Annotated in this window: 11 protein-coding genes and 1 CRISPR repeat array; of the genes, 2 read left to right on the top strand and 9 right to left on the bottom strand. The window is 62.2% G+C overall.

Translation table 11 applies throughout. The features are described 5' to 3' along the window. Window positions 1–111: 111 nt before the first annotated feature. Window positions 112–525, bottom strand: coding sequence for an integrase core domain-containing protein (locus ACOGXQ_RS17050; RefSeq protein WP_419944799.1), 414 nt, complete (start codon window positions 523–525; stop codon window positions 112–114). Between the two features lie 202 nt (window positions 526–727). On the opposite strand from ACOGXQ_RS17050, the gene ACOGXQ_RS17045 reads away from it, so the two are divergent. Next, entirely contained in the window at window positions 728–1,012 is a 285-nt protein-coding gene (locus ACOGXQ_RS17045) for a hypothetical protein (protein WP_419944798.1), read from the top strand. A gap of 414 nt (window positions 1,013–1,426) precedes the next feature. Here the strand turns inward: ACOGXQ_RS17045 and ACOGXQ_RS17040 are convergent, their stop codons facing one another. Further along, a complete protein-coding gene (locus tag ACOGXQ_RS17040) occupies window positions 1,427–1,879 on the bottom strand; it encodes a hypothetical protein (RefSeq protein WP_419944797.1) in 453 nt (150 codons plus the stop codon). A 6-nt stretch (window positions 1,880–1,885) separates the two neighbouring features. Continuing rightward, the gene (locus ACOGXQ_RS17035; RefSeq protein WP_419944796.1) at window positions 1,886–2,359 is read right to left on the bottom strand and encodes a Panacea domain-containing protein; all 474 of its coding nucleotides are present in this window, start codon (window positions 2,357–2,359) and stop codon (window positions 1,886–1,888) included. A gap of 1,305 nt (window positions 2,360–3,664) precedes the next feature. Here ACOGXQ_RS17035 and ACOGXQ_RS17030 point away from each other — a divergent pair. After that, window positions 3,665–4,243 (top strand): ISL3 family transposase, encoded by a 579-nt coding sequence (locus ACOGXQ_RS17030; protein WP_419944795.1) that lies wholly within the window; start codon window positions 3,665–3,667, stop codon window positions 4,241–4,243. A gap of 160 nt (window positions 4,244–4,403) precedes the next feature. Beyond that, window positions 4,404–13,313: direct repeats of the CRISPR family, unit length 36 nt; unit sequence ACTTCAATGAAGGGCCGATCAATTGATCGGCCAAAT. Window positions 13,314–13,483: 170 nt separating this feature from the next. Here ACOGXQ_RS17030 and cas2 read toward each other — a convergent pair. From cas2 to cas7u, 6 genes are read right to left on the bottom strand one after another with little or no spacing between them, the layout of a single operon-like run. Further along, window positions 13,484–13,780, bottom strand: a complete 297-nt coding sequence (gene cas2 / locus ACOGXQ_RS17025) for a CRISPR-associated endonuclease Cas2 (protein WP_419944794.1) — start codon at window positions 13,778–13,780, stop codon at window positions 13,484–13,486. A 4-nt stretch (window positions 13,781–13,784) separates the two neighbouring features. Beyond that, entirely contained in the window at window positions 13,785–15,425 is a 1,641-nt protein-coding gene (gene cas1 / locus ACOGXQ_RS17020; protein WP_419944793.1) for a CRISPR-associated endonuclease Cas1, read from the bottom strand. Next, the gene (locus tag ACOGXQ_RS17015; protein WP_419944792.1) at window positions 15,418–16,350 is read right to left on the bottom strand and encodes a hypothetical protein; all 933 of its coding nucleotides are present in this window, start codon (window positions 16,348–16,350) and stop codon (window positions 15,418–15,420) included. Before ACOGXQ_RS17015 ends, cas1 begins: the two co-directional genes overlap by 8 nt. After that, entirely contained in the window at window positions 16,350–19,361 is a 3,012-nt protein-coding gene (cas3u, locus tag ACOGXQ_RS17010; RefSeq protein ID WP_419944791.1) for a type I-U CRISPR-associated helicase/endonuclease Cas3, read from the bottom strand. The genes ACOGXQ_RS17015 and cas3u overlap by 1 nt, the downstream gene beginning before the upstream one ends. Next, window positions 19,351–21,048 carry a type I-U CRISPR-associated protein Csb2 gene (gene csb2, locus ACOGXQ_RS17005; RefSeq protein ID WP_419944790.1) on the bottom strand — a complete coding sequence of 566 codons (1,698 nt, stop codon included), beginning with the start codon at window positions 21,046–21,048 and terminating at the stop codon, window positions 19,351–19,353. The genes cas3u and csb2 overlap by 11 nt, the downstream gene beginning before the upstream one ends. After that, window positions 21,045–22,271, bottom strand: a complete 1,227-nt coding sequence (cas7u, locus tag ACOGXQ_RS17000) for a type I-U CRISPR-associated RAMP protein Csb1/Cas7u (RefSeq protein WP_419944789.1) — start codon at window positions 22,269–22,271, stop codon at window positions 21,045–21,047. The genes csb2 and cas7u overlap by 4 nt, the downstream gene beginning before the upstream one ends. Window positions 22,272–22,541 lie beyond the last annotated feature (270 nt).

The following is a 22,541-nucleotide window of genomic DNA, read 5'->3' as shown; positions in this document are numbered from 1 at the left end:
TCGCTCGCCGCAAACGGCCTAGCCGAATCCCTCACCGGAGTGAGGCTAGGAGGGTGGTCGGTTATTGGGCTTTGCGGTTGGTGGGCTTCCCCCCAAATTGTGGAGGGTTGGTTAGTCGGTTTTGGTGCTTTCGTAGTCGGTCGGGCTGATCATGTCGAGTGTGCTGTGGAGCCGTCGGGTGTTGTACCAGTCGGTGATCCATCGGGCGATGTCTCGGCGGGCTTGGCGGCGTGTGGCCCAGTCTCGTCGGTGCAGCAGTTCGTGGGTGAGGGTGGAGAAGAACGACTCGACGGCGGGGTTCGAGGCGACAGCGATCAGGAACCTGGTGTCGTGCTCGGTGAGCTTGTCGATCAGGTCCCACGACAAGAAACCCGCATCCGCGCGCAGCGTCAGACCCGCGTCGGGCGCCAGGCGGCGCACCCGGTTGAGGGTCCCGGCGGCGAAGCGGACATGGCCCCGCTGGGAGGACCCGCCGCGCATCGGGGAATGCACGATCCCGCCGGTGTCGTCGCGGACCGCGGCCAAAGGGTGACAGCCCAGCCGCCCGCCACCTCAGGAGGCCTTTCTGGTGGACGCGCACCCCCCAACACCCCAACCCCACCGGTGGATCCGGGCTAAAGCCCTCTTCGAGCAACGCATAGCGCCAGGCCAGCAGCCCGGCCTGGGTTTCGCCCCTGCTGAGGTGAGCGATGAACCCCTGCGCTGTGCTGAAGCCGAGTTCCAATCTTTGAATGAGCCTTATGAGCCGTCGGATTTCAGCGGCTACGTACGGGAGACATTGCACCCCGGCTGGTACATCGCCGACGACGAGATATTCAAGAGGATCGCCTCCTACGCCAACAGCGAGGCCGTCTACATCCAACGCGAGAAGCGCTTGAAGGAGATCGCTTCGTCCTGCCTGAACATTCTCAGAGCGCTCCGCAAGCAGGACCTTGTCATGCTGGCAGCAGCCGACTTGCACGACCCGGCAGGACTCTTGGCACAGGCCTTGGAGGAGAAGCAGCGCGACTGATCTCGCGACCGGACTCGGCCCGCCCGCTCAAGCCGCGAGCTTGCCGACGACTTCCCGGCTCAGCCCCCGCACGCATCCGCCCATCGGCGTCACAATGCCAACGTGAGTGTGGACGATCCGGGTCGGCCGCATGACTGATGGCTCTGCGGTTGGCCCGGACTCGACGCACAGCAGGCGATGTCACCGCCTAGACCCGTGAGCCAGCATTCGCCACGGGCCTCAACAGCGAAACGGTCCGGGTTCCGTCCGGCGTTTGAGCGCAATTCGCTAACCTGCGGCTTCAGGTCTCGCGAAGCGGCCTAACAAACGCGCAATCCCGATTTGCCCAAACGCTATTCGGCCGCATATGGGCCGCTGCACAGCCCTCGAACGAGGGCGGCCTCCCTCAAGACGGAAGCACGCCCCGTTCGGCGGCTACCTCTTCGGAACGATGTAGACGGTGTGATCGGGGTCCCACCACACGAGGTAGAACACCCCGTGTTGCTCGAAGCCCCACAGCCGCTGCATCTCGCCCAGCCGGAATCGGGTCAGTTGGCTCGCCTTCTCGTCGAGCTTGATCTCGCTGGCACGCTCCTGGGCAGCCTTTTCAAGGCTGTCGAAGGACTGCGCGTGATACTCGCCCACACCGCTGTGGGGCTGCCGCAGTTGCGCCCATGTCCGGCTGCTGATCGTGACGAGGAAATCGAGCACGGCAGTCCGATCCCCGGCGCCGCAGCGCGACCAGCCCCATGGGCCGTTCAGATCCAGGAACCGGAATGAGAACTTGGGGTGCTCGTCGCCGAAACGGGCTGTGCGGTCCTCGACCGGCCTCTTCGCTCTCGACGCCTCCCGGGCGCGGTTGTGCTTCGGCCGATTCCTGCCGGGCACCCACGGCTAGTCCCAGTCGACGTCGCTGACGACAGTCGCCTCGTCTGACTCCCACAGCGCCGTGTAATAGTCCTGCATGCGCTCCAGGCTGATCGGGCTGCGGCCGCGCTCGCCGACGTCGAGTCCCTCGCGCGCCTCGCGCCACGGAGCCTCGGCGTGCGTCATCGTCGAAAGCTGATGGCCGTCCAGAGCGCCGTAGTGCTCCAGCACGATGTCGACGGTCTCGCGCTCGGAGTCCGACAACCCGTCGGGCTGGCCTGCGGGCCACTGCGCGACGGCGAACTGGCCCCGATGCTGCCGGTACACCCGATCCAGCACCGGGCCGTTGGCCCAAGCCTCGAAGCTCTCGCAGAAGAGAGGCTCATGGTCCCACACGAGATGCCAAGCCTGCGAGTAGTAGAGCAGCTTCTGCAGCTTCAGCGTGTCGGTGCGCCCCTGCTCCTGCAGGATGTACGCCACCACGTCGTTCACTCGTGCCATGATTCACCTCCTCGGCTCACATGCCCACGGCAGCAGGTCGGCGTCCTGTACCCAGAATGCACCACAGGACGCCGGGAGCCACACGCCGGGAGCCACGCACCGCTTCGGGCGAGCGCCTCGCCAGCCGAGTGGGGCAAACCGACTCTAGCGAGCCGGGCCTCGAATCCGTGGCAGAGGGGCCTGTGGGACGGCCCAGCCAAGCGGTCAGCCCGTGCTGTCCTGGTACGCGCCGAGCTAGCTCGGCGCGTACCAGACGTCGTGTGTCCACAGAGTGAGCACCATGACCGCGCAGTCCCCCTGCCGCTGGCCGCATAGCGCGGCACTTCATCATCGCCGCAACGAGAGGCGGCCACCCAGTCGCGCCCGCACAAGCCAACTCGCGCACCGCGGCCATTGATCCCGGTTCAACGCGATCGATAATCCGCCTAATGTGCGACAGCACATCTCGCATAACAGGAACAATCAGATTCACGCAGGATTTCGGGCGTTTCGCGTTTGCGTGTGGGATGTCCGGTTGAGGGTCTGGTTGTGTAGGGAGGGATCCCTCAGAATCGGAGGTGCGTGTTGTCCTGATTCGGGCGGATTCCTGTGGTTGTTGGCCTTACGCGTGTGTTGGTGTTGATCGTCGGTCTGGGGCCGGGTGTGGCCGTGACCGGGGTGCGTGGCCGCCCGGGGCGGGCCGTTGACGGTCGAGGTCGAGCTGTCGGGTTGTCCGTGCTGTGGGGGCTGCGGCGGGCCGGTGCGTCGTCACGGCGCCGGCAAGGTGGGCCTGGCGGATCTGCCGGCGTTCGGGCGCCCGGCGCGGCTGGTGCGGAACAAGCGCCGCCGGCTGTGCCCGGGGCGGGTCGTGTGCGGTGCGCGCGTTCACCGACCAGGACCCTGCTGTTGCGCTGCCCAGGGCGCGCATGGCATCCCGTGCGGCGCGGTGGGCGACACGCCGGGCGGGCCTGGGTCGGGCGATCACCGAGACCGCAGCCGAGCTGGGCACGGGCTGGCACACGGCCACCTCAGCAGTGCACCGGTGGGGCCCGGCGCTGCTTGGCGCCGGCCCTGGCCGCACCGGCGGCGTGAGAGCGCTGGGCCTCGACGAGATCCTGATGCCCCGCCGCGGCCCGTACCGCCGAAAGCACTGGGGCGCCACCATCGTCGGCGTGCGCAGAGGCGTCCTGCTGGACATCGTCGCCGGTCGCAGCGCCGCCGGCGCCAAGGGCTGGATCGGCGGGCGCACGCCGCTGTGGCGAAAACGCATCCGCTGGGCGGTCACGGGGCCTGTCGGGCCCCTACCGCAAGGCGCTCGGCGACACGATGCCGCACGCCACCCAGATCGCGGACCCGTTCCGCGTCGCGCGGCTCGCCAACAGCGCCGCCGACGACATGCGACGACGCGTCCAGAACCACACCACCGGCGGCAGAGGCACCAAAGGCGACCACCTCTACCGCACCAGACGGCTGCTGCTGCGAGCCGCCGAGCGCATCAGCGACCGAGGCCGCACCAAGCTGCGCGGCCTGCTCGCAGCCGGCGACCCACGCGGCGAGGCGCGCGACGCCTGGCACGCCAAGGAAACCCTGCGCGGCATCTACCGCATCGGCGACCGCGACCTCGCGCTCGAAGCCCTCAACGAGCTCTCACGCGACCCGCGCGACGAAACGTTCAGCCCGGAGCTGAACAAGCTCGGCCGCACCCCGCACACTTGGCGGACCCAGATCACGAACTGGCACCGGTCCCGCATCACCAACGGACCCACCGAGACCGACAACAACCTCGCCAAGCTCATCAAGCGCGTGTCATTCAGGACCGCCAACTTCGACCACTACCGAACACGCGTCCTGCTCTACGCCGGCAAACCAAACTGGACCCTCCTCGACAACCTCACCCCACGCTAAGGGTCCGCCATCAGTCAAGTCGCGTGATTCTCCCCCATGCGCAGGTCTCTGAACTGCGGAAATGCGTGAGCGGATCACGCGACTTAAGACGCGGCGGACCCTAAAACGCGAAGAGCCGCCAAATCTGGAGCGAACGGGAACGCCGGAAAGGTCTACAAGACCTTCAATGAAGGGCCGATCAATTGATCGGCCAAATGACGCGTTGCGCACCGAGGTGCAGGTCGTGATCCGAGCTTCAATGAAGGGCCGATCAATTGATCGGCCAAATTCGACGGGTCGGTGCTCACGCTGGAATGGACCACCCCTTCAATGAAGGGCCGATCAATTGATCGGCCAAATTTGAAGGCCTGGGCGGCACGCAACGGATTGGCCTGCGCCTTCAATGAAGGGCCGATCAATTGATCGGCCAAATCTGCATTACAGCTACGGCGACGTGGTGTACACGCTCGACCTTCAATGAAGGGCCGATCAATTGATCGGCCAAATCTCCGGGTCTGGGACAGCGGCCCTCGGCGGACAGGCACCTTCAATGAAGGGCCGATCAATTGATCGGCCAAATTGGCGGGCTTTCGCATTCCCAAGGCTACCTAGCCGCCCGCTTCAATGAAGGGCCGATCAATTGATCGGCCAAATCGGGTCGCCGTCAGGGATCGCACGCGGACGCACCGTGCTTCAATGAAGGGCCGATCAATTGATCGGCCAAATTCAGATCACGACGATCACTGAGGAAGACGGCTGCGGGCTTCAATGAAGGGCCGATCAATTGATCGGCCAAATCAGGAGAAGTGGTCCCATCACATCCGCAGCGTCGAGGCTTCAATGAAGGGCCGATCAATTGATCGGCCAAATGACCAGCACGCCTCCGGGGGGCCCGCTCAACCCGGGCTTCAATGAAGGGCCGATCAATTGATCGGCCAAATGCTGCGCCGCGACTCCGTGTTCGGCACCGAGTCGGTCGCTTCAATGAAGGGCCGATCAATTGATCGGCCAAATAGTCGCTGCCTGCGCATCCCCGACTCGGGAGCCGACGCTTCAATGAAGGGCCGATCAATTGATCGGCCAAATCGCAGTGTCTCAGCGCAGGCTTCTGCGAGGTCGGCGCTTCAATGAAGGGCCGATCAATTGATCGGCCAAATCGCCTGTTCGGCGAGGAAGTCCTCACGCGACTCGGCGCTTCAATGAAGGGCCGATCAATTGATCGGCCAAATCGGGCGGCGTCACCGAGGAGGACACCGGCCCGCTCGCTTCAATGAAGGGCCGATCAATTGATCGGCCAAATGTGGATGCTGAATGCGCATGGGGACAGCAGCGCGGTGCTTCAATGAAGGGCCGATCAATTGATCGGCCAAATCGGACCCGCACGCACGACGTCGAGCTGGTCACCGCGCTTCAATGAAGGGCCGATCAATTGATCGGCCAAATCTCGACACCGGGCGCCCGTGGGCGCCCGGAGCAGGTGCTTCAATGAAGGGCCGATCAATTGATCGGCCAAATCTGGTCCACCGACAAGCCCATGTCGCCCGAGCGTGCAGCTTCAATGAAGGGCCGATCAATTGATCGGCCAAATGTAGCGGTGCTGGAACACCGGGCGGGCATCCACCAGCTTCAATGAAGGGCCGATCAATTGATCGGCCAAATGTAGCGGTGCTGGAACACCGGGCGGGCATCCACCAGCTTCAATGAAGGGCCGATCAATTGATCGGCCAAATCTCGACTTGAGAGGCGAGTTCCTCATCTGTCAGAGCGCTTCAATGAAGGGCCGATCAATTGATCGGCCAAATCACATGAGTGTACCAGGCTGGGACACGCAATTGACCGGCTTCAATGAAGGGCCGATCAATTGATCGGCCAAATACGGTGACCTGGTTTACGATGCGACGGTTCCTGTGATGCTTCAATGAAGGGCCGATCAATTGATCGGCCAAATAAGGCTTTTCGATGGTCGACCATCCTCGGTCGACCGGCTTCAATGAAGGGCCGATCAATTGATCGGCCAAATCAGCCGGCGGGCGTCCACGATGTCGACGACCCACGTGCTTCAATGAAGGGCCGATCAATTGATCGGCCAAATCCGGCTCGGACGGAAGGCGGTCCGGCTCGGACGGCTCGCTTCAATGAAGGGCCGATCAATTGATCGGCCAAATGGCGCTGGCCAGGATCCGATCCACGAGAGGACCGCAGGCTTCAATGAAGGGCCGATCAATTGATCGGCCAAATATCCCCCCCACCCCCCACAACCCCCCAAACTCCTAAGCTTCAATGAAGGGCCGATCAAATGATCGGCCAAATGTGGATGCTGAATGCGCATGGAGACAGCAGCGCCGTGGCTTCAATGAAGGGCCGATCAATTGATCGGCCAAATCTCGGGTGCAGCGTCCATCGGGGCGGCACATGAGCTGCTTCAATGAAGGGCCGATCAATTGATCGGCCAAATCGTCGGGAGTGACCGTCGCCTGCACCTCGAAATCGCCGCTTCAATGAAGGGCCGATCAATTGATCGGCCAAATCGTCGGGAGTGACCGTCGCCTGCACCTCGAAATCGCCGCTTCAATGAAGGGCCGATCAATTGATCGGCCAAATGGTGTGCCGCCGCATCTGATCGGCGCGGCAACATAGCTTCAATGAAGGGCCGATCAATTGATCGGCCAAATGCGGTCTCCGGGGAGATCGGCGCCGGGCCGGGGAGACTTCAATGAAGGGCCGATCAATTGATCGGCCAAATCATGGCTGCGTTCGAGTCGCTCACTCTGTCGCGGTAACTTCAATAAAGGGCCGATCAATTGATCGGCCAAATCGTTCGATCAGGGCGCTTATCTGTGGGGCGGCGAAGACTTCAATGAAGGGCCGATCAATTGATCGGCCAAATCTTCGCTGCACTCGGGCTGGCGTCGGCCTTGTCGATACTTCAATGAAGGGCCGATCAATTGATCGGCCAAATGTCGAGCATGTCCAGGCCGCACAGCCCGGGACGCCCACTTCAATGAAGGGCCGATCAATTGATCGGCCAAATCGGCCGAGTGATGGTCGTGCTCGAGGCCGCCTGAAAACTTCAATGAAGGGCCGATCAATTGATCGGCCAAATCTCAGAGTCCGGCGTTGATGACGCTGGCTGCTACGGCACTTCAATGAAGGGCCGATCAATTGATCGGCCAAATGGGCGGGCGGCGTCACCGAGGAGGACACCGGCCCGCTCACTTCAATGAAGGGCCGATCAATTGATCGGCCAAATGCCGGTCGCCCGCCTGGCTCGCCTGCTCGGCACGTCACTTCAATGAAGGGCCGATCAATTGATCGGCCAAATCCTGGCTTCGGCGGCGGGATCGTCGACGCTGGAGCGACTTCAATGAAGGGCCGATCAATTGATCGGCCAAATCGAGGTTCCGCCGCGCCGGGTCGACGATCAATTTCCGACTTCAATGAAGGGCCGATCAATTGATCGGCCAAATAACGAGTCGGACACCAACACAGCCGAGGTCGAGGCACTTCAATGAAGGGCCGATCAATTGATCGGCCAAATCTGCGCCTCGTCTCGCGCTCCGACCTTCATGTCCCACTTCAATGAAGGGCCGATCAATTGATCGGCCAAATCGGATGCTGCCCGCCGAGGGTCACCTGCTGCTGGAACTTCAATGAAGGGCCGATCAATTGATCGGCCAAATCAATCCGTCAACGTGCGGGAGACGCCGTAGACCTTACTTCAATGAAGGGCCGATCAATTGATCGGCCAAATGAGTGCAGCGAAGCATCTTTCTTATCTGACCGAGTCACTTCAATGAAGGGCCGATCAATTGATCGGCCAAATGCGCGCGAGCTGCTCTCGGTGCCGACCGGATCGCCACTTCAATGAAGGGCCGATCAATTGATCGGCCAAATTTCCCTCCGACACGCCGCCGACGAACAGAACCACCGTACTTCAATGAAGGGCCGATCAATTGATCGGCCAAATGTCACTGCACCACACCCTGTTGTGGGAGGTGGTGGTACTTCAATGAAGGGCCGATCAATTGATCGGCCAAATCATCCTCGAGGCGACCGGCCGCGGCTGGCTTCTCCCACTTCAATGAAGGGCCGATCAATTGATCGGCCAAATGCGCCAAGGCCGCGGGGTGTCCAACGACACGCTCCGCACTTCAATGAAGGGCCGATCAATTGATCGGCCAAATCGGCGACCCCGGCGGCGCGAACTCGTGGTCGGGGGGACTTCAATGAAGGGCCGATCAATTGATCGGCCAAATGGTGAGATCGGCGGGCTTGCATGTGCCGCCGACCATACTTCAATGAAGGGCCGATCAATTGATCGGCCAAATGATGCCGGCGACCATGGCAGCGTCGACGAGCATCCGGACTTCAATGAAGGGCCGATCAATTGATCGGCCAAATTCGCTGTCGGCACGGAGGCTGCCGTGCCGCACGACGAACTTCAATGAAGGGCCGATCAATTGATCGGCCAAATCGGCTTGTGCTGCTTTGGCGCTCGGACTGCTGCCGACTTCAATGAAGGGCCGATCAATTGATCGGCCAAATGCCGCCGCACTGCTGGTGGTCGCGCGTCAGGCCGCCACTTCAATGAAGGGCCGATCAATTGATCGGCCAAATGGGTCTCGGCGCCGCCTGTGACGGCTCCGGCGGCGGTACTTCAATGAAGGGCCGATCAATTGATCGGCCAAATATGCCTGTGTCGTCGACGTTGAGCAAGAGCCGGGCACTTCAATGAAGGGCCGATCAATTGATCGGCCAAATCGGATTGCGGAGGTGCCGAGGACGGTAGACCACCGACTTCAATGAAGGGCCGATCAATTGATCGGCCAAATTCTTTCCTATCTGACCGAGTCGAAGGTCGAGGTATGACTTCAATGAAGGGCCGATCAATTGATCGGCCAAATCGCCGGCCAGCGGACGCACCCCCCCTCGCGGCACGCACTTCAATGAAGGGCCGATCAATTGATCGGCCAAATCGGCGCCGTCCCAGGGAAGCCTCGAGGTCGAGCCTGGACTTCAATGAAGGGCCGATCAATTGATCGGCCAAATCCGCCCCCACCACCACGCTGACCGGCGAGGACGTGCGACTTCAATGAAGGGCCGATCAATTGATCGGCCAAATCAGGTGACGGCCCTTGACTTGGTGCCGACCTTATGACTTCAATGAAGGGCCGATCAATTGATCGGCCAAATAGGCCGGCGACCCGCGTGACGCTGACGCCCTCTCTACTTCAATGAAGGGCCGATCAATTGATCGGCCAAATCATGAGCAGGCACCAGCGCCAACACCGACGCTGCGATACTTCAATGAAGGGCCGATCAATTGATCGGCCAAATCGCGCCGCACTGCTGATGCCTCGGCACGCATCCGCCACTTCAATGAAGGGCCGATCAATTGATCGGCCAAATGCGCGGGCCAGTTCCCGTCTCGCAGCCGTGCCGCCCACTTCAATGAAGGGCCGATCAATTGATCGGCCAAATCGCCCCACACCCCGCCGCCGACCGGGTCGACGACCCGACTTCAATGAAGGGCCGATCAATTGATCGGCCAAATCTGGGGTTCCTCCGACAACAAGAACCGCCTCTCTATGACTTCAATGAAGGGCCGATCAATTGATCGGCCAAATGGTCGTGTCAAGGGTCACGGTGGGGAGACCGCTGCCGACTTCAATGAAGGGCCGATCAATTGATCGGCCAAATACACCGTCGCATGCCTTGTCGATTCGCTCAGCCACGACTTCAATGAAGGGCCGATCAATTGATCGGCCAAATGATGCCTCGGCATGATGCCGCCGTCCTGCCTCGGGTCACTTCAATGAAGGGCCGATCAATTGATCGGCCAAATCCCTTCCGCGTGCACGAGAACGGCTCCCCGAGGCGCACTTCAATGAAGGGCCGATCAATTGATCGGCCAAATCAGGCGGCGCGAGTGCGTGTTGCGGGCCGTCGAGGACTTCAATGAAGGGCCGATCAATTGATCGGCCAAATCCGAGAACCCCGTCACGAGCCCGTCGGCGACCGCGGCACTTCAATGAAGGGCCGATCAATTGATCGGCCAAATCATGCCGAGAGTCACCGCGAAGGCAGCCGCAGCGATCACTTCAATGAAGGGCCGATCAATTGATCGGCCAAATAACAGGAAGGTCAGAGTGTAGCTGCGCTGTTGGAAGACTTCAATGAAGGGCCGATCAATTGATCGGCCAAATTGAGTCGCAGGTGCCCCGGCGGACGGTGAGTGTGATACTTCAATGAAGGGCCGATCAATTGATCGGCCAAATAGGCCGACCAGACCGACGGTGCCGAGGACGTCGACGAACTTCAATGAAGGGCCGATCAATTGATCGGCCAAATTCGTGGACATGGCGGAGATCCTGAAGCAGTGTCGGCCACTTCAATGAAGGGCCGATCAATTGATCGGCCAAATCGGGCCTCGGTCAGCATCGCCGCTCGGCACGGCGAACTTCAATGAAGGGCCGATCAATTGATCGGCCAAATGTCGCCGCCGTGGCGGCGGCCGTGACCGCGTGGGCGACTTCAATGAAGGGCCGATCAATTGATCGGCCAAATCAGGGCTGCCGCCGCCCGATCCGGCGGCGGGCTGGCACTTCAATGAAGGGCCGATCAATTGATCGGCCAAATACAGCTCACGATCCCGCAGCCACGAGATGTCGCACGACTTCAATGAAGGGCCGATCAATTGATCGGCCAAATAGCGCCCAGCAGCACAGCGCCAGCGCCGTCCCAGGACTTCAATGAAGGGCCGATCAATTGATCGGCCAAATCTGCCGTCAGCGCCGAGCCTTGCCCAGCAACCGCACGACTTCAATGAAGGGCCGATCAATTGATCGGCCAAATGGCAATCTTGTCGGCCGACGCGGACACCTACTGCCCACTTCAATGAAGGGCCGATCAATTGATCGGCCAAATCTCTCGTCGACGAGTTCTGGCTCGCCGTCGACGACATACTTCAATGAAGGGCCGATCAATTGATCGGCCAAATCCCGATCCAGGCCATGACGGACTTCCTCGTCGCCGCACTTCAATGAAGGGCCGATCAATTGATCGGCCAAATACGCCGCCACAACGAACGACGTGTCGCTGCTCCATTCACTTCAATGAAGGGCCGATCAATTGATCGGCCAAATGGCGAGCGTCTGAGTGCTTCTGCGCGCGAGTCGCCGACTTCAATGAAGGGCCGATCAATTGATCGGCCAAATGAGCGGCAAGTCTGAATCGGCCCTAGCCGGACTGTGACTTCAATGAAGGGCCGATCAATTGATCGGCCAAATTCTGGGGTCGGCCGCCCTGAGCCCGCCGAGCGCCAAACTTCAATGAAGGGCCGATCAATTGATCGGCCAAATTGGTAAGCGCAGGACAGATCCAGCGTCCCATCCAAGACTTCAATGAAGGGCCGATCAATTGATCGGCCAAATGTCGGCAGCAGCAGGCGACGACATCGACAACACAGTACTTCAATGAAGGGCCGATCAATTGATCGGCCAAATGAGGTTCCGCCGCAGCGGGGCGACGATCAACTTCCGACTTCAATGAAGGGCCGATCAATTGATCGGCCAAATTCGAGCGGTTGAACTGGCCGGTGTCGGCGATCACGGTACTTCAATGAAGGGCCGATCAATTGATCGGCCAAATCTCGTCGACGCCCTCGCCGCTCACCGCGATCGAGGTACTTCAATGAAGGGCCGATCAATTGATCGGCCAAATTGCGCCGCATCGGGCGGATCGTCGAAGAGATCGTCACTTCAATGAAGGGCCGATCAATTGATCGGCCAAATCCTCCGGTGACCGGTCGGCTCCGCCGAACTCCATCTACTTCAATGAAGGGCCGATCAATTGATCGGCCAAATAACGACTCCGGCGGCGATCTGCTCGACCAAGCGATCACTTCAATGAAGGGCCGATCAATTGATCGGCCAAATGCCTGCTCGCCTGGTTCTGAACGCTTTCATCGGACGACTTCAATGAAGGGCCGATCAATTGATCGGCCAAATCAGCCGCCTGCCAGCTCACGCACTGCGCCGACCTCATACTTCAATGAAGGGCCGATCAATTGATCGGCCAAATGGTCTCGGCGCCGCCTGTGACGGCTCCGGCGGCCGTACTTCAATGAAGGGCCGATCAATTGATCGGCCAAATGCGAGGTCGTTTTGATCGCTCGCGGCTACGGCGCTTTACTTCAATGAAGGGCCGATCAATTGATCGGCCAAATGTCCAGCGAACAGCGAAAAACTGCCGAAAACCGTGCACTTCAATGAAGGGCCGATCAATTGATCGGCCAAATACGACGTGTCGCTGCTCCACTCGACGTTCCTGCCGATACTTCAATGAAGGGCCGATCAATTGATCGGCCAAATCAGACGATCAAGGTTTGGGGCGTCTCCCGGACGCTACTTCAATGAAGGGCCGATCAATTGATCGGCCAAATGTCCAGGAAATGGAGCTAGTGCCGGAAGGCCATTACACTTCAATGAAGGGCCGATCAATTGATCGGCCAAATTGGCTCAGTTCCGCGTCGCTGTCAGCCGGCGGCGCGACTTCAATGAAGGGCCGATCAATTGATCGGCCAAATAAGCGCCCAGCAGCACAACGCACACACCGTCCCAGGACTTCAATGAAGGGCCGATCAATTGATCGGCCAAATGTGCAGAACGAGGGGGGTCGAGGACCGAAAACCGCTCACTTCAATGAAGGGCCGATCAATTGATCGGCCAAATGCGACGCCGTGAGCCGCACGCGAGTTAGGCAGCCTCGGACTTCAATGAAGGGCCGATCAATTGATCGGCCAAATGCCTCGGCAACGACCCATTTCGCCGCAGGACCCCAACTTCAATGAAGGGCCGATCAATTGATCGGCCAAATGAGCTCGGCGCCACAGTGCACGCGACAGGTCGGGAACTTCAATGAAGGGCCGATCAATTGATCGGCCAAATGGAGCTGGATGACCGTACGGTCCTGTACAGGTTCCGACTTCAATGAAGGGCCGATCAATTGATCGGCCAAATTTGTGCCACGCGTTGAGCGCGATGTCAGATGCGTGACTTCAATGAAGGGCCGATCAATTGATCGGCCAAATCGCTCTCAAAATCTACCGGTGCTGACCAGCGGTTTCGGGAGCGGTTGCGAGCGCTCTACGCGTAGAGGCGCTCGGGAAGCGGTTCATTCGGTTGTCAAGGTGCAGACTAGGCCCGTGCTCCGGGGCTGCGAGCGCTGACCGGGGATCGGGGCCTGACCGGACCGCTCGCATCAGACGATGACCGGTCCGGAGTTGGGTAGTGGCGGTGCATTGCCCATGAAATCGAAGCAGTCCCTCCCTCGCTCCGCAGGCATTCCGAGATCGACGAAGGCGATGGTGTCCTCGCCATGATGGATGACTTCGCCGAGCTCGGTCTTGAGATTGATCAACTCGATGCTGTCCAGATCGCTGATGAACACGCTGTAGTGCATCGGCCATCCGTACGCCTTCATCGCCTTGTGGACCTTCCGGAGGCGCTTCGGGTCACTGATGTCATAGGACACGAGATACCGACGGCGACCGCTCATGAACTTACCTCGTGGTGAACGGCACGTACTCGGGAATCTCGCCGAGCATGGCGGCTGCGAGCATCCGTGCCTGCACCTCGAGCACACGCCGGTAGGTGATCTTGTAGCCGTAGGTGGGATGGGTGATCTCGTGGTCAAGGCGGCGTTCGTAAGAGGCGATCACGGCGCGGCGCGGCGCCTGCTCAAGCGCCACTCCCCCAGCACGGACGACGAAGCCGTTCTCAGCCACTTCGCCGTTGTTCACCGCGTTGATCACGACTGATTCGGCGATGATCGGCCGGAATTCCTCCGCAAGATCAAGGGCGAGAGCAGGCCGTCCGAATCTCGGCCGGTGGTAGACGCCCAAGTACGGATCGAAGCCGATCGAATACACCACAGCCGTCACGTCCTTGACCAACAAGGCATACAGGAACGACAGCAAGCAGTTCACCGGGTCTCGCGGCGGGCGCCGGTTGCGTCCCGCGAAGTCGAAGGTGCCCAGGCGGTCGTCCTTGAGCATCGATGCGAAGCTGCCGAAGTACGAGCGGGCAGCCGCTCCCTCGGTGCCCAGCAGCGACTCGACCGAATCGACCTCCGCCGCTTTCGTCGCGAGTTCTTTCAGCTGCCCGACCGCGGCGTCCACCGGTTCGCGCGAGTTGCGCATCAGCAGGGTGCGGGAGTTGCGGATCTTGCCGACGATCATCTGACGCGCCAGCGGCAGACCCGCCTGGGCCGCCACTGCGACCTGGCGCCGGCGCAGCTCAACATGCTTGGACGGCATGCCGTGAGCGATCCCCTGGAACCAGCCTCCGTAGCTGAACCAGCACACCGGGATGTCCTCCCGGAACGCCGCGTGGAGCAGCTGAGTCGACACCTGGACGTTCCCGCTGAGATTGATCTGCGAGATGTCGATCAGGCGATCGCTGCGCACCACCTCACGATTGACCTTCACTTCCACCCGCCGCTGGCTGATCCCCAGCCGAGCGCCCTGTTCGGTCACATACAGCGGCCGTGCCTCCGAGTCGCGCGGCGTCAACCGCCTCGGCGTGCCCTCCACGCGCCCGGTGTGGAAGTTGGTCTCATCGGGCAGGCAGATGCCCACCAGCGAGCAGCGCGGACACTTCGGGCTGTCCACCAGCGGCGGCGGCGCATCATCGGCAGCCGCGACACGACGCAGCCGCTCGACGGTGTCGAGCGTCTTGCCCAGCAGGCGGTCGTCGAACTCCACGGTTGTTCGTTCGCGCGAGGCCGCGAAATAGAATTGGCCCTCATCGCAGTCATACCCGCTGTCACGCAGAATCAGTCCGATCGTTGCCAACTGCTGCAGTTCCGGCTCCCAAGCCGGACCATGGTTGGGCGGCCGGCCTCGCTTCACCTCCACAGGCACGACCCTGCCGTCGAAGCCCTCGACAATGTCCGTCTTGGCAATGAGCCCCAGCCGCTCCGAGCTGACCAGCACCGAACGTGCATTGCTCACCGGATCGTCTTCCGACGACCCGCCCATGCGCCCGCCGCCCTCATCTACACGACGGTGCACGTAACGGCCATGAACGGTGTCCGCGTTGTCCTCGAACCTGCTCTGGACCCACTCGAGATAGAACAGCCGCGGGCAGTACACGAACTCGTTCACCATCCTGGCCGGAACGAGATCAGGTACCTCAGTCACGCTGCCAGATCACCCGAGGAGGACCGAACCGCCCGTACTTGCTGGACCTGTCGATATTCGAAGCCAGAACTTGGAAGAGTCCCCAGCCGGCGAACTGACGGGAACGAGACGTGGGCGAATCTGAGCCCGCGCTAGCCACGTCGTCGGGCGGAATCGATGCATGCGCGATCAGCGTCCGCGAGACGCTGAGTGACACCGAGTGCGCCCAGAGCGGCCACGAGAAGCAGCCTTGATTCCACGTGCCGTGGCACGCCGCTGTCGCGGTCTTCCGACCGCCGCGAAACACCGGGAAGCTGCGCATTCCCAAGATGGCAAGGCACTGAACACCCGGGCAAGCGAGCTTGGGGTTGTTCTTGGAGTCCGTCGGATCGAACGCCTCAAGTGCATATTGGCGGTCGTCGACAACGTCCCAACCCAGCGAAGGCAGCCTGTCGCTGTAGTGCCATGAGTCCGACATCACCTGAGCAATGTCATCAAGACGCGTTTCCGTGAGGATTCTCCTCATCATTTCGAGAAGCTTCTGATTCCCGGACGTGAAATCGAGGTCCGTCGGCTTCGCCTTCGTGCCGGACATCGCGTCAAGACTGTTCTCCGCAACCAGCGACATCGCCAGGGCTCCGTCCCTCAAGCCGCGTGACCGGTCTAGGTAGTCCCGGATTCCGTTCGCCGGGAACTTGACATCATCGCGTTCCGGCACGGGATTCAGCGCCGGGCCTGCAGCCCAACTCCGCGCCACTGAGAGAACGCGTGGAGTGATTTCGTCCAAGCCATATTCCGAGTCGATGATCGCGGTCGGAACAAGCGAGTCGGTCCACCCAAGACGCAGTTCACCATTCGTCTCGGCAAGCGCCGTTTGAACGCCGAGCGCGGCCATGAAGCCGAGCGGGTTGTTGCCAGACAATCCCGGTAGCTCCAGCTCCGACATCAGCGGGCCTCCGAATCGGCAGTGCCAATGCCGAGCGCTTCGGCCTCGCTCTGACGGTGGTCCGCTAGGCGGAGTATGGCTTCAAGCCAGGCGAGGCCGTGGTGCCCGTACTTGGCGCTGAGCCGCCAAAAGCGATCGGCCATGTCCAGCGCCAAGGGTGTTTCGCTGAAGTCGGTTCGAGCGCGCAGCACGACGCCCCCCATTTCGTACCTGAGGGATTGAGGGCAGTCGTCTCGGACGATGCGGGGCAACGGTCGGCCTCTGCCGTGGTGGGTCGCAACCAGATGCAGCACCAGGTCGGGATCGTCGGCCTGCCTAAGGACTTGGTCTGCCGACTGCGCCAAGGCCACGCTCGCAACTTCGTGGCGCACGGGCGGCCAAGCGTCAGGGCGGGTGCGAACACCTCGAAGTGACTTCGCGAGTGGGGCCGCCTGCATTGCCAGTCTGACTGCATCGTGTCCGACCATCTGCGCCTGGAATCTGGTGTCGACTTTGCCGAGATCATGCAGTTCGCCTGCGAGTCTCAAGTCGCTCGCCAGCTCCGGCGACAGCCCGAGTCGCACAGCGAAGTCTTCAGCACGTTGGCCTACGCCGCTGAGATGTGCTGCCAACGGCACTCCGGTGCCTGTCAATGATGCATCGTCATCGTTCGACAGCGTTGTCGACTCCACGGAGCGCTCGGCGAGGACGTAGTAGTACTCCGATGGCTGGCGAGGGCTCAGCCCGTTAACCGGGCCGCTGACCAGCTCGATGTCGAATTCTCCGGACTTCAGGACGTGAAGCGTGCCGAGTCTTGTTTCGTCATCGGCGTCTGGATCGCCCGCGAGCCACTGCAAATGCAGCGGTACCGCAACGGGGGCGTGAGCGAGCACATCATCGATCCACCGCCGTGCGCTCTCTTTGGGCGAGCTCAGGTTCTCCTCAGCGAAGCTGTCGCCCGGTGCTTCGTCGCTGGTCGGCCGGAGCATCGTCGGCGCATCGTCACCGAGCCACTTTCTGAGCTGGTCTTCGAGCTGTCCGTCGAGTCGAATCGTGCGGCGACGCTGGTAGGCCCACTGGGCTTCGTCGCCGAGATCATCCACTGCCGAGTCAGGCACTGCCAATCCGCCTCCGGCGCTTGGTCGAGTGTCAGCTTTCTCAGTGTGGAGCGGGTTCCAAGTGCCTTCGCTGAGGCCGCCGATGCGTGGATGAACCAGCAGCACATCGCCGGGCCCGATGTCCTCGACATCGACTGGCTGCACGACGTCGTTGCCTCCGATGTACCGCAGGACTGATCTCGACAACGGAGCGGTCGACGTATCGTCAGCCCTGCCTCGCCCAGCATCAGTAGCCGCGCTCGCGACATCGGCGACCGGTGTCTCGTCGGCGCCTCGCAGCCATGCCTTGGCGGCTGAGAGCGGCACCTGCAGCTGTTCTGCTGGACGGGGCGGCACCAATCGCAGCGCTTCTGTGCTGCGGTCCCGGCGCCACACAAGGGCAACCTCGGGCTCGGGCGGGTTGTCGTCGAAGCCGTGCAAGAAGTCTGTGATCTCGGGCTGAACCAGCGGCTCGGGACTTGTCTGTGTCCATGCGTCCATGTGCGTGGGCAGGAGCAGAGGGGCCGTTCGGGCTGGCGCGCCCGCCTCTCGGGGAAAGTCGTTGAGTTGCTTGCTCGCAGGGCCGATGTCGATCTGAGAGTCAACGGCCCGAGCAGAAAGCTCGTTCCACGTCACCCGAACGGCTTCCCCGTAGATCGGGTCGGGCCGCTTGCTCGCGAGTTCTGCTTTGAGGCCAAGCACCCAGCAGCGTGCGGGCTCGCCTGTGCGCTCAGCCAAGGTGCCGCGGCGGTCGAGACGGCCGACGCGCTGGCGGAGACTGTCGAGCGGACATGCCTCGGTGACGAGCGCATCGAAGCTGAAGTCGGCGCCGACCTCGATGGCCTGGGTCGCCACAACGACAGTGCGCTCCGCATCGGGGTCGCGCCTGTCTGGGGCGACCAGAGTTTCGATTTTGCGGAGTCGTCGCTGGCGGTCCAGCGGTCGCATGCGACCGGTGAGAAGGTGCGCCGTGACGCCGGCCTCGGACAAGGCGCGCTGCACCTCGCGCGCCGTGCGGACGCGGTTCACGATCACGCCGATGCTTCGCTCGTCGCCGCGCAAGTCCTCCTGGACTATTCGCACGACCTCTTTGGGCAGTGCCGAATGCGCGTCCCGGCCCGTTACCTCGGTCAAGCGAGCACGCTTGGCGGACCGAGCGATACGCCTGAGCCGCGCAACGGCCTCGCTGCCGCCCTCGAGATCGATGCCGGGATGCAACGCAAACCTGACCCCGTCTGCAATCAACGGTGTGGCAGACATCTCGACGATCCCGCCTCGCTGGGGCAGCAATGAACCATTGAAGGAGTTCGCCGACGGCTCGATCCGCACGTCCCGCAGCGTGGCGGCAAACGGCTTGCTCAGGTGAACCTCATCGAGGATGACCAGGCAGTCATTGCCCGCAAGTCCGGCGTGGATCGGCCGCATCACTTCGCTGATGCCGTAGCCGCGGAACAACAGCTTCGAACCGAACTGATCCACCGTGGAGACCATCACCCACGGCTGATCGGGCCGTGTTGCCCAGTCGTTGTCAAGCGGAATGCCGCCGCGCAGCGCAGAAACACCTATGTGCGAATCGGCATCACCGGCGACCTCGCCGAGCGCTCCGCGCACTCTGGCGAGCACCCCGCTGTCCGCGGCACGAATGGATTCGCTGATCTGTCGAGCTCTCTTGCACACCTGATCGACCACGATGCGACGGTCGATGACAAAAACGATGCGTCTCGGGAACACCTCGGGGCGGACGGCGAGCGCGAAGACCGCTGAGTCGAGCACTGCCGTCTTGCCAGCGCCAGTCGGCAGGTCGATCACATCCGGCCATCGACCCTCGGCGAGTACTTGGTCTGTCAAACGCACCTGCCACGGATAGGGCTCGTTACCGTGAACTGAGAAGAAGTACTCCTCGAAGTCAGCGGCAGAAAGCAGTTCAGCGCTCATGGCCGACCTGCGGGTCGCCGTCCCGGGTGAGCGAGTGCTGCCGCAAGACAGGTCGCATGAGGCCGAGACCGAGGAATCTGCCCGAGCCCAGTACGAGCGGTCCGCTGATGTCCTCATCGAACCGCACCGCGGCGTGCACCAAACGGCGGCGGACGCCATCGCCCCGTCGAGTGCCCTGCACAAAGGCGGGGTAGTGACCGGCTGGCCGCCCGCCGGGAATCAGCGGGTCCAGCGACACTGCAACTGCGGCCGGCTCAGGCAGCCCGACGTGTATGCACGACTGACGCACCTCTTCCTCAGCCGCCGCCCATGCCCTCGCCCGCGCGGCCGGCGACCCGGAGGTCAACCGGCCGGGATTCTTCGGGAGCGCGATCGGCGTTGCGCTGATCCACTCCGACGAAGGCCGCGACCACGTGGCGGTACGCAAGGTGCTGAGCTCGAATGGCGGCTGCTTACGCATCAAGTCGAAGGTTCGGCCGCCGGGCAGCATCAGCATGCACAGGCCGCGAGGTCCGGTGCTTTCTTCCCAATGCCCTACTGCCCGCAGAGCTGCATGACGTGCGTCGTCGCTCATGCCAGCAGGCAGCATCATCGCCAGACCTATCAGGCGGCCATCAGCATGGGGGTGGCCAACGAAGGGCAGACCCAGGAATACGGCGTGCGGATCGCGGCTCGGCGCGCCATCAGGCGTGTGACCGCTCAGTCCTTCGGGAAGTGGGTCGGCGGCATGCCGGAAGATCGCTCCGCGCATCGCCTGGGTGAACTCAACCACTCGGGTGACCGGCATTCGACGGGCCTCAGCCGGCAACTCAAAGACCACTAGGTCGCCTGCGAGGTCGGGCCGAATGGCGACGCCGTCGTGATCGTGACCGTCTTCAGCCTCGCTATACGGCACCCCAACGAATGGCAGAGAGCGTGGACGAATACTTGCGTGCCCGGCGTGCATCTGCTCGAGCGCTGCGAGTTGGCCTCGTTGGGTGCAACGAAGCATCCGCGTGCCGGCACCTGGTTGCAGAGTCGGTTCCAGCACTTCTTCGGTCAACCGGCACGACACCAGCGAAGAGGAATGGCCGATCCGGGTCACGCCAGCCAACAGTTCACCCAACGCCGCTCGGCTGCTTGCGTCCAAGTCAGCATCCCACCGGTAGACCACGCGTGAATCTGCAGGCGTCACCGACGGGAAGTGGCGTTCCTGCTTGGTACGACCATCAGGCAGCATCTGCGCTGCTGCAGTCGGGTTGGTCTTGCCTGCAGTAGTCACGAGCGAGTCAACAGCGCGTTCCTTGTCGATCTTGTCGCGTAGGCGCTCAGCGCTGCGAGTCAGCGTGTTGCCGGATGACTCAGCCTCATCTTCGTACTGATCGACGAATTCGGCGAGGCGCCGTGCGCGCGTGCGGTACTGAGCACCCGCGACCACAGATGCATCATTCACCGGCACGAAATGGCTCACGGCACGCCGGACCGCCACATCGTCGTCCCGAGAGGCCGCGATCTCAGGTGGGTCTTGGCGCTCGAGCCACTCCAGAGCCTTCCGCTGCTCGGCATCGGGCTCGGCGGCGTCCGCCCATGTCGCGACAAGAGCAGAGAACACGCGCGCTGGGTGAGGTGGCCACTCGTGTTCACGACGGTCGTGATGAGCGGTCGCGACGTAGCGGCCAGTCAGGAGCACCACTTCGATGGCGATCATGCCGACTCCGTTACGTCCTCGCGAGCGGACACCTCCCGGCTGCGACGAAGCAGTTCGACCAGCTTGGGGGCCGGAAGGAGCTTGATCTCGTCGGTTGCCCAGCCAATGCCCGCCTCTGCAGCAGCACTGGCCGCTTGAGAGACCAGCGCGGCGCTCGCCGCCCGACCGATCTCCACTGCCTCAGGCGCCGAACCATCACGTCGGACCAGCTCGACCGACGGCGCGCGTTCCGGGATGAGCAGGCAACGTGATCGCAGATCGAAGTCCATTTCATAGCCGTACGCGATGGCGGCGACACCCAGCGCGGCAACCGCCGTCCGAGCTGCCAGCGCCCCTTCGCGACCTGCGTCAGCGAACTTGAGCCGGCGAAGGGCCGCCAACGACAGCACGCTGGTCTGGCGAGCAGACGAGATCGTCACCCCTCCGGCGAGATCATCAATCAACGGTGGGATGTTCCCGTGGTTGATCTGGGACGGACGGCCATCCGAGCCGGCAGTCTTGGCCTTGCCCTTCTCCTCCGCAGCCTCGTCCTTATCGAGTGTCCAGCGCTGATCTGGGTCCTTGTGCTCAAAGATGACGGCGGCGTCGCGCTCAATCTGCAGCGGGTCAATCCGGCTCCCGACCTTCACCCCTGGTTGCGCATCCAACCCGACTACCTCGGACACGTAGGCCCGCTGGAATTTCGCCCCGAGACCGCCCTTTGGACCGGTGGAGTCCCACTGGCCGAACAGCAGTGCCGTCGGCGCGTAGCGGAACATCGCGGTCGCGTTGCGAGGCTGTGCATCGGTGATCTCCCGGCCGACATCCGACAGTCGGAACAGGGTGCCGTCGAGCAAGCTGTCACGGAAGATCGCATCCGCCAAGCGATGCGGTGCCTCGAGCACCGTCAGTCGGCCGATGTCGTCGACGCCCTCTTGGCCGCGGAAGTCGACGAAAGCGACGGGAAAGCTCAGCTCGCCGGCCTCCCAGCCTTCCAGCAGCGCTAGCTCAGCCCGGTTTGCCTGCGATGCAACGGAGTCCAGCAGGACCGTCGTCACGATCCGCTCACCGACCTGCCGCTCCTCCACTGCGTACTTGTGAGGTGCGTTGTTGGCTACCGCATAGGTCGGCGGAAACACCTTGCCCCCCGCACCGTCGGCTGGCTGCAGGCTCATGATCGAGCGCAGCGCTACGGCCCCGCCCGCCACGGCATCCCGCAACTTCTCATAGGTCAGTTCGGACATGGTGCAAACTCCTCTCGGGAACGCCTTCAGGCGTACTCAACACTCTCGCGCGGGGGTGTGACACGAACGGGTGGGTTGCTCCGCAGCGCTCCCGCAGGTCGCCAGGAAGCAATGAGGGCCGAAGATTTCTCCGGCAAGTGAAGTCGGTCTGCGCCAACGTCGCGACCGCACCCTCTCTACAATGAGGGCCGCTACTCAGCAGCGGCAATAGCGATCGCGTCAGCGGCCAACGCGCCACGGTTTCCGCCACAACGTCGTCCATCGGCCGTT

It is taken from the genome of Candidatus Poriferisodalis sp. (assembly GCF_965208485.1).
GTDB lineage: Bacteria > Actinomycetota > Acidimicrobiia > Acidimicrobiales > Poriferisodalaceae > Poriferisodalis.
Note: the sequence above shows the minus strand (reverse complement) of the source record. Positions and strands in the feature narration are given on the sequence as shown.